The sequence below is a fragment of the Microbacterium sp. LMI12-1-1.1 genome (genome assembly GCF_040676455.1).
In the GTDB taxonomy this organism is placed as follows: domain Bacteria; phylum Actinomycetota; class Actinomycetes; order Actinomycetales; family Microbacteriaceae; genus Microbacterium.
In genome coordinates, this window is sequence record NZ_JBEGIA010000001.1 from 1818740 (window position 1) to 1833096 (window position 14357).

The 14357-nt window shown below is 69.9% G+C and carries 11 protein-coding genes; 3 read left to right on the top strand and 8 right to left on the bottom strand.

The genetic code is table 11. From position 1 onward, the window contains the following. The first annotated feature begins 88 nt into the window (after positions 1-88). The gene (locus MRBLMI12_RS08455; protein WP_363355623.1) at positions 89-3433 is read left to right on the top strand and encodes a collagen-binding domain-containing protein; all 3345 of its coding nucleotides are present in this window, start codon (positions 89-91) and stop codon (positions 3431-3433) included. Between the two features lie 99 nt (positions 3434-3532). On the opposite strand, the gene MRBLMI12_RS08460 is transcribed toward MRBLMI12_RS08455, so the two are convergent. After that, positions 3533-4408: a hypothetical protein gene (locus MRBLMI12_RS08460; protein WP_363355625.1), complete on the bottom strand. Its 876-nt coding sequence runs from the start codon at positions 4406-4408 to the stop codon at positions 3533-3535. A gap of 81 nt (positions 4409-4489) precedes the next feature. After that, entirely contained in the window at positions 4490-5056 is a 567-nt protein-coding gene (locus MRBLMI12_RS08465; RefSeq protein WP_363355627.1) for a dihydrofolate reductase family protein, read from the bottom strand. A 179-nt stretch (positions 5057-5235) separates the two neighbouring features. Here MRBLMI12_RS08465 and MRBLMI12_RS08470 point away from each other — a divergent pair, with 179 nt between their 5' ends. Then, positions 5236-6069, top strand: coding sequence for an inositol monophosphatase family protein (locus MRBLMI12_RS08470; protein WP_363355629.1), 834 nt, complete (start codon positions 5236-5238; stop codon positions 6067-6069). Between the two features lie 4 nt (positions 6070-6073). On the opposite strand, the gene MRBLMI12_RS08475 is transcribed toward MRBLMI12_RS08470, so the two are convergent. The 6 genes from MRBLMI12_RS08475 to MRBLMI12_RS08500 all read right to left on the bottom strand — a co-directional run bounded on the left by MRBLMI12_RS08475 (position 6074) and on the right by MRBLMI12_RS08500 (position 12750). Beyond that, positions 6074-6547 carry a heat shock protein transcriptional repressor HspR gene (locus MRBLMI12_RS08475; protein WP_363355631.1) on the bottom strand — a complete coding sequence of 158 codons (474 nt, stop codon included), beginning with the start codon at positions 6545-6547 and terminating at the stop codon, positions 6074-6076. Between the two features lie 80 nt (positions 6548-6627). Beyond that, complete coding sequence (locus tag MRBLMI12_RS08480; RefSeq protein WP_349425599.1) at positions 6628-7623, bottom strand: DnaJ C-terminal domain-containing protein; 996 nt, start codon at positions 7621-7623, stop codon at positions 6628-6630. 14 nt (positions 7624-7637) lie between these two features. Beyond that, the gene (locus MRBLMI12_RS08485) at positions 7638-8267 is read right to left on the bottom strand and encodes a nucleotide exchange factor GrpE (RefSeq protein ID WP_363355633.1); all 630 of its coding nucleotides are present in this window, start codon (positions 8265-8267) and stop codon (positions 7638-7640) included. A 2-nt stretch (positions 8268-8269) separates the two neighbouring features. Continuing rightward, positions 8270-10177 carry a molecular chaperone DnaK gene (dnaK, locus tag MRBLMI12_RS08490; protein ID WP_363355635.1) on the bottom strand — a complete coding sequence of 636 codons (1908 nt, stop codon included), beginning with the start codon at positions 10175-10177 and terminating at the stop codon, positions 8270-8272. Between the two features lie 190 nt (positions 10178-10367). Further along, complete coding sequence (locus MRBLMI12_RS08495; protein ID WP_363355636.1) at positions 10368-11129, bottom strand: peptidase M23; 762 nt, start codon at positions 11127-11129, stop codon at positions 10368-10370. A 37-nt stretch (positions 11130-11166) separates the two neighbouring features. Beyond that, positions 11167-12750 carry an MFS transporter gene (locus tag MRBLMI12_RS08500; protein ID WP_363355638.1) on the bottom strand — a complete coding sequence of 528 codons (1584 nt, stop codon included), beginning with the start codon at positions 12748-12750 and terminating at the stop codon, positions 11167-11169. Between the two features lie 84 nt (positions 12751-12834). Here MRBLMI12_RS08500 and MRBLMI12_RS08505 point away from each other — a divergent pair, with 84 nt between their 5' ends. Continuing rightward, positions 12835-14337: an MFS transporter gene (locus tag MRBLMI12_RS08505; protein WP_363355640.1), complete on the top strand. Its 1503-nt coding sequence runs from the start codon at positions 12835-12837 to the stop codon at positions 14335-14337. Positions 14338-14357: the final 20 nt, after the last annotated feature.

The following is a 14357-nucleotide window of genomic DNA, read 5'->3' on the forward strand; positions in this document are numbered from 1 at the left end:
GCCCGAAATCCACGCGACACGAAACGTTTCTGTCTCCGTCTCCCGCCGTGTGATGTACTGAAACAGCCGACCGGGGGGAAGACACTTGATGGTACGTACGGAGCGGCCGCGCCTGCGGCGCTGGATCGCAGGGGTCGTAGCGACCCTGCTCGCCACGACGGGTGCCGTCACCGCAGGCATCGCCCAGCCCGCGCCGGCACAGGCGGCCTACCCCGAGACTGTCAATCCCTTCGCCATCGCGGGCGGCTTCACGGTGTACGCCCGGGAGGACGCACTCCTGCAGAACCAGGAGACCGAAGGGAGCATCGCCGTCGGTGGCACAGCGACCGTCGCACCGGCCGCCGCGAGCCAGTACGCGATCATCCACGTCTCCGCCGGCACCGGCGACTACGACCTGCCCAGGGTCGACGGCGACCCGACGCGCTTCCTCGTCGGCGAGTACAGCACGGCGAGCACCGGCATCCTGGCGATCACCAGCGCGGGCACCAGCGACCCGGCGCTGTGGGGCGACCTCAAGATGGCGGACCGGGACGGCGGGTGGCAGGCGTTCGCCCGCGCCGACTGGCTGCGCCTGAACCAGAACCCGGCGAACCCGGATCAGACGCCGCTCATCGACTCGACCCATCAGCAGTACCCGGAGGATGCCGCACCCCCGAGCGGTGCCGCGGGCAACAACAGCATCTTCACCGCGAACACCTCCGCCACGGCCGTTGCCGACTATGTCGAGGCCAACCGCGATGCGTCGTGGGAGGAGGCGAGCAGCTGCCTCGACGACATCGCCGACCCCATCGCGGGCGTCGGCTATCCGGTCGAGGTGGCCGAGGACGCCGGCAGCCGCGTCGTGCTGGCACCCCTGAGCGCCGATCAGCCGAACATCGTCGACTACGCCAACATCGCCGGCACGGCGCTGATCCAGTTCTCCCCCGGCCCGACACCGGGCGTCTCGAATCCCCTGGTGATCCGCGTTCCCGCCGGCACCACCGACGTGGTCGGTGCGCGCGCCGACCCTCAGGGCGCCTTCTCGCCGTACATGCTGTGGGACCTCTCCCAGCTCACCGGAGATGTCACCGTGACGGCGGCCGAGGCGAGGATCGACGGCTCGATCTACGCCCCCGAGGCGTCGGTCACCGTCGACGCGGCGCCTCTGGACGGGCAGGTGATCGGCCGGAACGTGACGCTGCAGGGCGGCGAGACGCACTCCTTCCTCTTCTCGAGCGAGATCTCGTGCAGCGCCGACAGCGGCACCTTCGCCGTCCGCAAGGAGCTGTCGGGCATCGCACCCGACGATCTGCCCGCGGGCACCACGTTCACCGTGAACTACATCGCCGCGGAGCCGGATGGCACCGTCGCGACGGGGACGCTCGAGGTGCCGGCCGATGGCACTCCCGTCGTCGCCGACAGCCAGTTCCCGATCGGCACCACCGTCGAGTTCGAGGAGATCGCGCCGGAGTCCGTGCCCGGATGGCTCTGGGGCGATCCGACGATCGACCCGAATCCGCTCACCATCGGCGCCGGCACGGCGCAGGTGGTGGTCACGAACACCGCGACCGCGCAGACGGGCACGTTCAGCATCGCGAAATCGATCGAGGACGTGTCAGGCGGTCAGCCGGGTGAGCCGTCCCAACCCACCGTCCCCGTGGCGTGGACCGCGACCTTCGGCGGCGAGCAGATCGGCTCAGGCACGCTGGATGTGCCGTTCGACGGCACTGTCGTCGACGTCGGTCAGGACTTCCCGGTCGGCACCGTCATCGTGCTCACCGAGGAGCTCGACGGCATCGAGCCTCCGGTCGGCTACGAGTGGGCGGGCGCGCACTGGACTCCCGGACGCACGTTCGTCATCGGCGAGACCGGCACAGTCGCCGTCGAACTGGTCAACGCCGTCACGCCCGCCGAGACCGAGCGCACCATCACCATCGTGAAATCGGCCCTCGGAGACGCCGCCGACCCCGCTTACGAGTTCGCCGTCAGCTACAACACCGACCCGCCGGGCACCCGCACGACGCGAGTGCTCCCCGTCGGCGATCCCGAGCTGCTCGACGATGTCGAGGCCGGTGCCGAGGCGCTGCAGCTGGCGGAGCTGATACCGACGGTGAACGGCACGCCCGTCGATCCGGACGACTGGTTCACGCCCGTCATCCGCGTCACGGTCGACGGTGTCGTGACCGAGTACCGTCCCGGGAACTTCGAGGGAGCCGGTCCGCTCGAGACCGCGATCGTCTCGATCCCGCTGCCGGAATCGGGCGACATCGCGATCGAGGTCGTGAACGCGCTGCGCCAGGGCACCTTCGACGTGGCGAAGGCGTTCACAGGCATTCCCCCCGAGAGCGTGCCCTCCGGCCTCGAGGTCACGGTGACCTGGACGGCGACACTGCCCACGGGCGCCGTCGAGACCGGCACCATGCGCGTCTCCGGCGACGGCACACCGGTGAGTCCGGTCGATGACCGCGGCGCGCCGCTCACCTTCCCCTTCGGCACGGTGGTGACCTTCGAGGAGCAGGCCGCACCGGCCGTCCGCGGCGTGATGTGGGGACCCGCGACGTTCGACCCCGACGAGCTCGTGATCGGCGCCGACGGCGAGCTCGTCGTGAGCACGACGCTCACCAACGACGCCACGCTGATCACCGGCACGTTCCAAGTGGTAAAGGACCTCGTCGGGATCGATCCGGACGAGCTGCTCGTCGACTCCTTCACTGTCGCCTACATCGCGCACATCCCCGGGCAGGACCCGGTGACAGGCACCTTCTCGCTCCCCGCCGACGGCACGCCTGCCGGTCCGGTCGACGAGACGGGCGCGCCGCTCGAGTTCCCGATCGGCACCGCCGTGGACCTCGCCGAGACCGAGGTCGAGGCATCCGCTCTGCCGCCAGGGTTCGAGTGGGGCGAGACGATCTGGAGCCCGTCGAGCCACGTCGTGGTCGAGTTCGGCACGACCCCTGTGCTCGAGGTCACCAACACCGCGGTCGAGCTGACGCGCTGGGCCGTGACGAAGGTAGTGGACGGGGATGCCGCATCCGCCGTGCCTTCCGGGACGACGTTCCCCGTCGACTGGTGGTGGGACGGCGTGGCCCAGCCGCGCGTGGAGCTCACCCCGAACGTCCCGGTGTATTCGCCGTACTTCCCGGTCGGAACCATCCTCGAGGTGCAGGAGGGCGAACTGCCCTCCGTGCCCGGCGTCGACTGGGGCGCTCCGGTGTGGACCGTCGACGGAGAGACTCTGACACCCGAGGCGAACGGGCGAACGCTGCTGCCCATGTCGGTCGCCCGCGATACCGACGTGGCCGAGCTCACGCTGACGAACACGGCGGTGACCCGGCCGCTTCCGGCGACCGGTGGCGGCGCGATCTCGCCGCTGGTCCCGATCGGCTCGGTCGTGCTGATCGCCCTCGGTGCACTGCTGGCGACACGACGGACGCAGCGCACGCGGCGCACCTGACGTCAGGCGCTCCACCGTCGCGAGGGTGGGGCCGGCCACGCGTGCCCGCCCTCGCCGCGGATCAGCGCGCATGCGCCGTTGCCCACGAACGCAGACGGCCTATTCGCTGGAGTGGAACACCCCGATGCGATCGCCGTCGCGGACGAACTGCAGTGCGCTGCCGTCAGGGAAGCGCGCACGCAGCTCTTCGGGACTGTTGCTGTCGATCGCGAACTGCACGGTGGCAGGGAAGACGCCCACCCGACAGCCGGAGTAGATCGGTCCGTTCATCGACCAGGAGTTCGTGTCGGCGTCGTCGGCGGGCAGCTGGTCCGTCGCGACGATCGTGAAGCAGTCGGTTCCGTTCCCGGCGGAGCTGAAGCCGCCGGCGGCCTCGAAGAGAGTGAGTCCGTAGTACTCGTAGGCGGCCGAGCTCAGCCCGGCGCCGAACCAGCCCGCGGGCACGTCCACCAGCGTGTCGGGCTCGAGGGTGGCGATCTGCTCGGCACCGCTGGAGACCGAGACGGGAGCCATCGACGTGATCGCATAGGTGACTCCGGCTGCGACGGTGGCTGCCACAACCACCGACAGCACCCACAGCAGTCGCGTGCGGAGGCGCAGGCCGCCCTTCGGTGGCGCGGGATCGGCGCTGGTGGACGTCGAGTCCGCCTCTGCCACGAGGTGCTCGCCTGACGGCGACTCTCCGTGACCTTCGACGTGTCGCGGCGGCGGCGAGTTCGGCTGCGACGCGGGAACCCGCGGGGACGAAGGCTCGGCCTGCGCCGCCGGTTCGGTTCTCGCCGCTGCCGACTCGTGCTCCGCCGGCACGGCAGGCGTGTGGACCAGTGCGACCGCGTCGGATGCCGCCCCCGGCCGCTGGCGAGCCTCGAGTTCGTGCAGTCGTCTCAGCGCGGCCGGGTCCTGGTCGATATCCGCCGAGGGACCGTACGCGCGGGCCCGGAGTGCGCGCAGTTCGTCGAGGGTGGCAGTGTCCATCCCTTGCATCGTGCCACCATGCGGCCGGCGTCGGCGAGGAGGAGCGGCGAACCTGGGGAGAGCGCAGAGACGAGGGCAGCGTCAGTCGACGCGCTTCGGCCGGTACGTCCGGCCGAAGCTGCGCTCCGCGCCCTCGTAGATCTCGACCAGCTCCCAGTCATAGCGGCGCCCGCCGGGGACATCGAAGATGCGGGTGCCGTCGCCGAGGAACACCGGCGCGACGAAGACCTGCAGCTCGTCGATGAGGTCATGCTCGAGGGCCTGGCGGGCGATGTCTGCGCTGATGATCTGCACGTCCTTGTCGCCTGCTATCTCCTGCGCCCGGCGGATCGCCTCGACGACGGTACAGTTCACCGCGACGATGGAGGCGTCGTCCGCGATCTCGTGAGGACGATGCGTCAGGATGAACTCCGTTCCCGACCAGGCGCCGCCGTAGGCCTCGGAGGTCATCTCGTCCCGCTCGTCCTGCTGGGCCTTCGCCGCGTCGTAGCCGTCTCTCCCGGAGATGATCACCCCGACCTCGGCCGCCATGCGCTCGGTGGCGCCCGGCGCCATCGGCTCCGCTGCCGACAACCAGCTCATGTCATGATCAGGCCCGGCGATGAACCCGTCGATCGAACAGGTGAATCCCCACGCGACTTTGCCCATGTCTGAACCTCACGATGTCGGCAGCGAGAACTCTCGCCGTGCGGATGTCGACCAGCCTCCTGCAGAACCCTAGCGAGCCGGCCGACATCTCGCGTCGGAGGGAGGATTCCGCACGGGGTGTGCTGCTCCCTCGGTGCCTCCCGACCGCAGCGAAGCGACCAGACTGATTGACTGGGCGGATGGTTCACCATCCCGCTGCCGATGCCGATCCCGATGCTGATGCCGAGGTGGCCGTGCGCGCGGCGTCGGCCGGTGCCGCCGTTGCGCGAGCGCGCTACAACACCGGGAGCCGGCGTACGGCTGATCGAGGTCTCGACTTCACGACGGAGGCCGACGTCGAGACGGAGCGCGCGATCCGTGACGTGCTCGCCGAGCTGCGGCCGGGCGACGCGATCGTGGGCGAGGAACTCGGATCCAGCGGCGACGGGCGCCGCCGGTGGCTGGTCGATCCGATCTGCGGCACGCTCAACTTCGCTGCCGGCATGCCCCTGTTCGCCGTGAACGTCGCACTGGACATCGATGACGTCACCACCGCCGCCGCAGTCGCCGATCCCGCAGCCGGCGACGTGTTCTGGACGGACGGCGTGGCCGCCTGGCATCGCTCTGCGGCGATCGAGGCCGAAACCGGCGACGACCGCCGCCTGCAACCGGCTTCGTCGTCCCGGCTGGTCACCGTGAACCTGGAGTCCAGCTTTCCTGATGACAGCGGCACCCGCCTGCTGTCGGACGAGGTCTTCCGCGCGCGGTTCAGCCCCCGCTTCCTGTCGACCACGCTGGCTCTCGCGTGGGTCGCCACCGGCCAGCAGGCCGGCTACATCACCGGGGGCGATCTGCGCGGCAGCGTCCACTGGACGGCCGGGATCGCGCTGTGCCGTGCGGCGGGCGCGGTCGTCACCAACCTCGCCGGCGACGAGCTGCACACCGGCGACCACGGCCTGGTGGCTGCCGCGGATGCCGAGACGCACGCCTTCCTGCTCGACCGACTTCACACAGCGGACGGCGAGGCGGCGTAGCGCGTCAGTCGCCTGCGGACTGCTCGCGGTCCTCGGCGGCCGGCGCGATCGGCGTGCGGGGTCGCCACACGACGACCTCGGTCGCCCGCCGCATGCGGGTGCCGTGGCGCAGGGTCACGACGTTGCCGGTGGAACCGGCGGCGAACACCCGGGCGCCGGGGCGCTTCTCGAGCTCCGCTCGCATGCGGTCCTCGAGGTCTCGCACGCGCCCATGCAGCTCCTGCACGCGGTTCTCGAGCTCGAGGATCCGCACGATGGCGGGCAGTCCGATGCCGTCCGCCGACATGCGCGCCACCTCGCGCAGCTGCTCGACGTGCCGCAGCGAGTAGCGACGCGAACCGCCCTGGGTGCGGGCGGGCACAACGAGTCCCAGCCGGTCGTACTGGCGGAGGGTCTGCGGGTGCATGCCCGACAGCTCGGCGGCGACGGCGATCGCGAAGATCGGGGCATCCTCGTCGATGTCGTGCGGTTCAGCCATGCCCCTCACCTCCTTCTCACACACCCGATCGTTGAGCGAGCGACGAACGTGGTCGCTCAACGACCGACTTCATCATGATTTCAGCCCTGCGCCTTCGCCATGAGGTCGGCGCGCGGGTTCTCCTTGGGCTCGAGGCTCTGGAAGCGCTCGAGCGCCTCGCGCGCGGCGTCGTCGAGGTGCGAGGGCACCGCGACCTGCACCTCGGCGAGGAGATCGCCGGTGCCCTTGGCGGTCTCGACGCCCCTGCCCTTGACGCGCAGCACGCGGCCGGACGGCGTGCCCGGCGCGACGCGCAGCCGCACCGGGTCGCCTCCGAGCGTGGGCACCTCGATGGTGGCGCCGAGCGCCGCCTCGGTGAACGTGACCGGCACGGTGACGCGCAGGTTGAGCCCGTCGCGGGTGAACACCGGATGCGGCCGCACCGCGACCTGCACGACGATGTCGCCGTTCTCTCCGCCGTCGGGCGACGGGCGGCCGCGACCGCGCAGACGGATCTTCTGCCCGTCCGACACCCCGGCAGGGATCTTCACCTTGAACGGCTTGCCGTCCTCACCCTGCAGCGAGATGGTCTCGCCCTTGGTCGCCGTGACGAAGTCGATCGTCGTGCGCGCCGTGACGTCGGCCCCGCGGGTCGGGCCGCCGTAGCCGCGGAAACCGCCGGTCGACTGCCCGAACCGGCCCGTGCCGAAGCCCGCACCCTGCTGCTGGTTGAACATCGCGAAGATGTCGTCGAAGTCCTCGGCGTTCTGGTACCGCGCGCCGCGGCCCTGATTGAACATCGAGAAGACGTCCTCGAAGCCGCCTGCTCCACCCTGGCCGCCCGCGGTGAAGCGGGCGCCCGAGCCCATCGCGCGGATCTGGTCGTACTCCTTGCGCTGCTCCGCATCGGAGAGCACCGAGTACGCCTCGCTGACCTCCTTGAACTTCGCTTCGGCGGCAGCGTCACCCTGATTGGAGTCGGGGTGGTACTTCCGTGCGAGCTTGCGGTACGTCTTCTTGAGGTCAGCCTCGCTGACGTCCTTCGAGACGCCGAGCACCGAGTAGAAGTCCTTGTCGAACCAGTCCTGACTGGCCATGGTGCTCCTTCGGGCTAGTCGGCAGGAACCGCGACGACGACCTTCGCCGGACGCAGCTCCACCGAGCCGAGGCGGTAGCCGATCTCGACGACCTCGAGGATCGTGGTCTCGGTCGCGCCGGGCGTCGGCACCTGGAAGATCGCCTCGTGGTGCTGCGGATCGAAGACCTCTCCGGCTGCGCCGTAGGTGGTCAGTCCCATGCGCTCGGCGACGCCGCGCAGCTTCACGGCGATCGCGGCGAACGGCGAGCCCTCTTCGAGGTCCCCGTGCTTCTCGGCGCGGTCGAGGTCGTCGAGCACCGGCAGCAGGCCCTTCGCGACCGCGCCCTGGGCGCGCTCGATCTCGACCTCGCGCTGCTCCTCGGTGCGACGGCGATAGTTGGCGTACTCCGCCTGCAGCCGCTTGAGGTCGTTCAGCAGCGCGGACTCGAGGTCGGCCAGCACGGCGTCCTCGGCCGCGGCATCGGCGTTCTGCGCCGACCCGAGGATGTCGTCCACCGTCAGCTCGTCGCCCTCGTCCGGCTCTTCTCCGTCCTGCGGGACGGGGCCGGAGGCCTGTGCCTCCGACCCCTCCTCGTCAGGACGGACCTCTTCCTCGTCGCCGGCTCCCGAGCCGGCCGTGGGGTCGTGGTCCTTGTCGGCCATGGTTACTTCGACTCTCCTGAGCTTGCCGAAGGGTTCTCTTCGTCTTCGTCGATGACCTCGGCGTCGACGACATCCTCGTCGGAGTTCGTCGCACCCTGGGCGTCACCAGACTCAGAACCGGTCCCCGAGCCTGCCGAAGCGTCCGGAGCCGACTGAGCGGCCTGGCCGGAGGCGTAGATCGCCTCGCCGAGCTTGCCCTGGCTCTGGTTGAGCTTGTCGAACGCGGTCTTCACGGCCTCGTCGTCCTCGCCCGCGAGCGCGGTCTTGAGAGCGTCGACGTCGCCCTGGACCTCGTTCTTGACGTCCTCGGGAAGCTTGTCCTCGTTCTCCTTGATGAGCTTCTCGATCGAGTACGACAGGGTCTCGGCCTGGTTGCGCACCTCGGCGGCCTCGCGGCGCTTCTTGTCTTCGGCGGCGTGCTCCTCGGCCTCGCGCACCATGCGCTCGATGTCGTCCTTCGGCAGCGACGAGCCGCCGGTGATCGTCATCGACTGCTCCTTGCCGGTGCCCTTGTCCTTCGCCGAGACGTGGACGATGCCGTTCGCGTCGATGTCGAAGGTGACCTCGACCTGCGGGATGCCGCGCGGAGCCGGCGCGATGCCGGTCAGCTCGAACGTGCCCAGCGGCTTGTTGTCGCGGGTGAACTCGCGCTCGCCCTGGAAGACCTGGATGGCGACCGACGGCTGGTTGTCGTCAGCAGTCGTGAAGGTCTCGCTGCGCTTGGTCGGGATGGCGGTGTTGCGCTCGATGAGCTTCGTCATGATGCCGCCCTTGGTCTCGATGCCGAGGCTCAGGGGTGTGACGTCGATGAGGAGGACGTCCTTGCGCTCGCCCTTGAGGACGCCGGCCTGGAGGGCCGCGCCGACGGCGACGACCTCGTCCGGGTTCACGCCCTTGTTGGGCTCCTTGCCTGCCTCACGCTGCACGAGCTCCGATACCGCGGGCATGCGGGTCGAACCGCCGACGAGCACGACGTGGTCGATGTCGCCGACCTTGATGCCGGCCTCGCGGATGACGTCCTCGAACGGCTTCTTGGTGCGGTCGAGGAGGTCCTTGGTGAGGTCCTCGAACTTCGCGCGCGTGATCGTCTCCGACAGCGAGACGGGGCCCGAGTCGGTCAGCGACAGGTACGGAAGGTTCACCGAGGTCGAGGTCGAGCTCGAGAGCTCCTTCTTCGCCTGCTCGGCGGCCTCCTTGAGGCGCTGCAGCGCGATCTTGTCGCCCGAGACGTCGACACCGGTGGTGTCCTTGAACTGCTTGATGAAGTAGTCGACGAGACGCTGGTCCCAGTCGTCGCCGCCGAGGCGGTTGTCGCCGGCGGTCGCGCGCACCTGGATGGTCGAGAAGTCGTCGTCCTTGCCCACCTCGAGGAGGGAGACGTCGAACGTGCCGCCACCGAGGTCGAAGACGAGGATGAGCTCGTCCTCCTTGCCCTTGTCGAGGCCGTACGCGAGCGCCGCCGCGGTCGGCTCGTTGATGATGCGCAGGACGTTGAGGCCCGCGATCTCGCCGGCCTCCTTGGTGGCCTGGCGCTCGGCGTCGTTGAAGTAGGCGGGGACCGTGATGACGGCATCCGTCACCGTGTCGCCGAGGTACTGCTCGGCGTCGCGCTTGAGCTTCTGGAGGATGCGCGCGGAGATCTCCTGCGGCGTCCACTTCTTGCCGTCGACCTCGAACGTCCAGTCGGTGCCCATGTGGCGCTTGACCGACGAGACGGTGCGGTCGACGTTGGTGACGGCCTGGCGCTTGGCGGTCTCGCCGACGAGCACCTCGCCGTCCTTGGTGAATGCGACGACCGACGGGGTCGTGCGGAAACCCTCGGCGTTCGCGATGACCTTGGGCTCGCCGCCCTCGAGGACGCTCACGACCGAGTTGGTCGTACCGAGGTCGATTCCAACAGCACGTGCCATGTGTATCTCTCCTTCATATGGACGCAGAACGGATGCCGGCGCCCGGGGTCGATGGGAAGTCTGCTCGCGTCCCCACCCCACTCGTCGAGGTTGAGTCGCGATGGCTCAACCATACGCCCGGGGTGCGGCATCCGTCAAATCAAAGTTGATACGACCTGGCTCAAGTTGGCGTGCGGCGCGTTCAGTGCTCTCACCGGCACTCGCGCAGGCGATCGGCGTCGGAGAGACCGGTGTCGACGCCCGACAGCTTCTCGACGACACCGACGGCGGCGGGCCAGTAGCGCGCGTAGTGCTGCGGGTCGGCGTTGACCTGGGTGCGGTGAGCGACAAGGGTCGGCGCCAGCGCCGGCCTCTCGCCGTCGGGGACGGCCTTCGCCATCGCGCGGTAGAACAGCGTGGCCGCGGTGTACGGGTCCATGCGCTGTTCACGGCTGCCCCAGCTGTCCTGCTGCTGGAACAGTCCGACCGAGGTGGTGCGGCTGCCGTCGGGATTGGTGACGCCGCTCGTCTCCCAGTCGCCGTGGTCGAGGTTGCGCAGGGACGACTCCCCCATGGCGGTCATGACGCCGATCGCCTGGTCGCGCGCCGACAGGCCGAGGTCGCTGCCCGCGCCCATGATGACGGCGGCGTTGTCGAGCTGCTCGGTGTTCCACTGCGACACGGATGCCGGGGCCTCACCGGGCGCGAGGGCGAAGCTCGCGCAGTCCCCGAAGCCGCGGGCGGCGCTGCCGACGACCGTGAACACGGCGGCGATGCCCGCGACCGTGACGATCGCGATGGTCACGATCGCGACGATCAGTGCCGACCGCAGCCGCCGGGCACGGACTGCGGCCGCACGCCGGCGCGCGGCGGTGGAGCGGCGCCGGCCACTCGGCACGGGACGCGACGCGCTTCGCTTCTTCGCGGGAGCAGGGCGGCGCGCGCCGGCTCGTGAGGGGACGGATCGCGCCATGGGGGAAGTCTCGCAGTCACACCTGGGAGTGGCCCGCTCACCCGAGCATCGTCCCCTCCGCGGCCTCGTTCGGCTTCGGGTCGGGCAGGCGCCGCATGCGGAACGCGTTCAGCGCGCCCAGCAGCGCAGCGAGGATGGGGATCAGCAGCGCGACCTGCAGCGCGATGTGGCGGGCTTCGGTGTTGATGCGGACGACCTCGGCGGCGGCCGCCGGGGGCTCGTCTGCGAGGAGCTCTTCGAGGCCCGTGTTCGACATCAGCTCGGCATCCTCCTCGAGTACGGTCGCGACCTGCTCCTGCTGGTCCGCCGACAGCACCGTGCTCGAGTATGCGAGCGATGTGAACGACGCGGCGAGGGTCGCGAGCATGATGGCGCCGGCGAACGCGAGACCGAAGGAGAGCCCGAAAGACCCTGCCGCCGAGTTGACTCCGGCGGCCTCGCTGACCCGCTCGTCGGAGATCGGCGACAGGGTGTAGTTGTTGAGCTGCGAGACGAGCAGGCCGAGGCCCGATCCGGCGATGATGAGCGGCACCGCGAGGTACCAGCCCGAGTCGGCGATCGGTACGAGGGGCACGATGGCGACGAGACCGACGAGGGCGAGCGAGAAGCCCATGAGGATGAGGTTCGCCGGGCGCCCCTTGCCCCGCCGGCCCGCCCAGATCGCCACCACGAACATGCTGAGCGACAGCGGTGCGATCGACAGGCCCGCCTGCAGCGCGTTGTACTCGAGCACCATCTGCAGGTAGAGCGGCAGGACGATCATCGTGCCGCCGAGCGCGATCTGCTGAAGGAGCTGCCCGCTCACCCCCGTACGGAACGGCTTCGACGAGAACAGCGCCGGGTCGAGCAGCACCGGCTTGCCCCTCTTCTTGCGCGCGTTGAGCCACCACGCGAGCCCGCCGAGCGCGACGACGCCGAGGCCGATCAGGAGCCCGACATAGCCGCCGCCCTCCTGCCAGACGAGGATGCCGAGCACGACGCCGCCCATGCCGACGACCGACAGCCCCGCGCCGACGAGGTCGATGGAGCGGTCGCCGTGGTACTTCACGTCCTTCACGAGACCGAGGCCCAGGAGCACCACGGCGATGATGACGGCCTCGAGCGCGAACGCGACCCGGTACGACCAGAACGTCGTGATGAACCCTCCGAGCAGCGGCCCGACGGCCGCTGCGATGGCCGCGGACGCTCCCACGAGCGCGTAGACGCGCTTCTGGTGATCGCCGGCGAAGTTGCCGTGGATGAGTGACTGCATCGACGGCAGGAGCAGGGATGCGCCGATGCCGCCGATCACCGCCCAGAAGATGATGACGGTGGTCAGGCTCTGGGCGAACGTCATCGCCACCGCGCCGACCGCGTAGCCGAGGAGGCCCAGGGTGTAGGCGAGCTTGCGGCCGATGAGGTCGCCGGTCTTGCCGCCGAGCAGGATGAAGGCGGCCGACACCAGGGCTTCGAGCGCGATCGCACCCTGCACGCCGCTGGCGGTCGTGTCGAGCTCGGTCACCACCGCCGAGATCGAGACGTTCATGATCGAGGTGTCGACCACGAGGACGAACATCGCCATCGCGAGAAGGATGGCGAGGCGCCCATTGAAGGCCGGCGCGGGCGGGGTTTCCCCAGTCATGGACGAAGCAAACCACCCGGCGCCCCTCGAGCGCTACGGTGAGTGCGCACCCGCCGTTCACCGAAGGGCCCTACCGTGACCGACATGAGCTCCCCCGCCCCCGGATCGGACGAGCCCGGCGATGCCGCGCAGCCCTCCGGCGCCCCCGGCGCGGGCAGCCCTCCGGAGCACGTCCTGTCGACGGCGGCGCTCAACACCGACGGACTGGACGAGACCCCGGTCCCCCGGCGACGGGTGTTCGCCTGGGCGCTGTGGGACTGGGCGACGCAGCCCTTCAACTCGGTCATCCTGACGTTCGTCTTCGTGTCGCTGTACCTGGTGTCGGACGCGTTCCTCCCCGCCGGCGTCGCGGCGCAGAACGCCGACGGCGAGATGGTGTGCTCGCGGGCTGCGGACGCGGCGACGGAGTACTGCGGCGCCCTCTCGGATCTCGCGGAGTGGTACGGCTGGGTCACCTTCGCCGCCGGCATCCTGATCCTGCTGCTGGCGCCCGTGCTCGGCCAGCGCGCCGACGCGGCGGGCACCAAGAAGCGCTGGGTGGTCGGTGCGACCGCCGTGCTGGCGCTGCTGCAGTTCGCGCTCTTCTTCGTCTACGCCGAGCCCCAGTTCTTCTGGCTCGGAGCGATCCTCGTCGCACTCGGATCGGTCGCCTCCGAGATCGCGGGCGTCAACTACAACGCGATGCTGGTGCAGGTCTCGACTCCGAAGACGATCGGCCGCGTCAGCGGTCTGGGCTGGGGGCTCGGGTACATCGGCGGCATCCTGGCCCTCGCTCTCGTCGTGGTGCTCAACACCTTCGACTGGTTCGGGCTCGACGTGTCGGACGGGCTGGCGTACCGCCTCATCGCGGTCGGCGCCGCGATCTGGACCGTGCTGTTCGCGCTCCCCTTCGTCTTCCTCGTGCCCGAGTCGCCGGCGCAGCCCGGCCGGCCGCGGGTCGGATTCTTCGAGGGCTACGTCGTGCTCGTGCGCGACATCGTCGCGCTCTTCCGCGAGCACCGGCCGACGTTCTGGTTCCTGATCGCGAGCGCCGTCTATCGCGACGGCCTGGCCGGCGTCTTCGCCTTCGGCGGAGTGCTCGCCGCCGTGTCGTTCGGCTTCAGCGCGACCGAGGTCATCGCGTTCGGCATCGCGCTGAACCTCGTCGCCGGCGTGTCGACGATCATCGCCGGCCGCCTCGACGACCGGTTCGGCGCCCGCGCGGTCATCATCACGGCGCTCACCATCCTCATCGTGAGCGCGCTGTTCGTCTTCTTCCTGCGCGAGGGCGGCAAGCCGGTGTTCTGGGTGGGCGGCATCCTGCTGTCGGCCGCGGTCGGCCCCGCCCAGGCATCCAGCCGATCGCTGCTCGCCCGCGTCACCCCGGCCGGCATGCAGGGTGAGGTGTTCGGTCTGTACGCCACCACCGGCCGCGTGATGAGCTTCCTGTCGCCGCTGCTCTGGGCCGCGTTCATCGGCTGGTTCGGGGCGACGCACTACGGCATCCTCGGCATCGTGATCGTGCTGCTCGCGGGACTCCTCCTGCTGCTGCCGGTGAAGGTGAGGCCCGCGGACATCGCCGCGGCGTCGGCGCACAGTCCGCGCTGAGTCGCGGCGTCCGCGCGACC

What these genes read in the sequence shown, in the direction of transcription:
- MRBLMI12_RS08455 (WP_363355623.1), top strand. Translation starts at nt 89, where the DNA reads ATGGTACGTACGGAGCGGCCGCGCCTGCGGCGCTGGATCGCAGGGGTC.
- MRBLMI12_RS08460 (WP_363355625.1), bottom strand. Translation starts at nt 4,408, where the DNA reads ATGGACACTGCCACCCTCGACGAACTGCGCGCACTCCGGGCCCGCGCG.
- MRBLMI12_RS08465 (WP_363355627.1), bottom strand. Translation starts at nt 5,056, where the DNA reads ATGGGCAAAGTCGCGTGGGGATTCACCTGTTCGATCGACGGGTTCATC.
- MRBLMI12_RS08470 (WP_363355629.1), top strand. Translation starts at nt 5,236, where the DNA reads ATGGTTCACCATCCCGCTGCCGATGCCGATCCCGATGCTGATGCCGAG.
- MRBLMI12_RS08475 (WP_363355631.1), bottom strand. Translation starts at nt 6,547, where the DNA reads ATGGCTGAACCGCACGACATCGACGAGGATGCCCCGATCTTCGCGATC.
- MRBLMI12_RS08480 (WP_349425599.1), bottom strand. Translation starts at nt 7,623, where the DNA reads ATGGCCAGTCAGGACTGGTTCGACAAGGACTTCTACTCGGTGCTCGGC.
- MRBLMI12_RS08485 (WP_363355633.1), bottom strand. Translation starts at nt 8,267, where the DNA reads ATGGCCGACAAGGACCACGACCCCACGGCCGGCTCGGGAGCCGGCGAC.
- dnaK (WP_363355635.1), bottom strand. Translation starts at nt 10,177, where the DNA reads ATGGCACGTGCTGTTGGAATCGACCTCGGTACGACCAACTCGGTCGTG.
- MRBLMI12_RS08495 (WP_363355636.1), bottom strand. Translation starts at nt 11,129, where the DNA reads ATGGCGCGATCCGTCCCCTCACGAGCCGGCGCGCGCCGCCCTGCTCCC.
- MRBLMI12_RS08500 (WP_363355638.1), bottom strand. Translation starts at nt 12,750, where the DNA reads ATGACTGGGGAAACCCCGCCCGCGCCGGCCTTCAATGGGCGCCTCGCC.
- MRBLMI12_RS08505 (WP_363355640.1), top strand. Translation starts at nt 12,835, where the DNA reads ATGAGCTCCCCCGCCCCCGGATCGGACGAGCCCGGCGATGCCGCGCAG.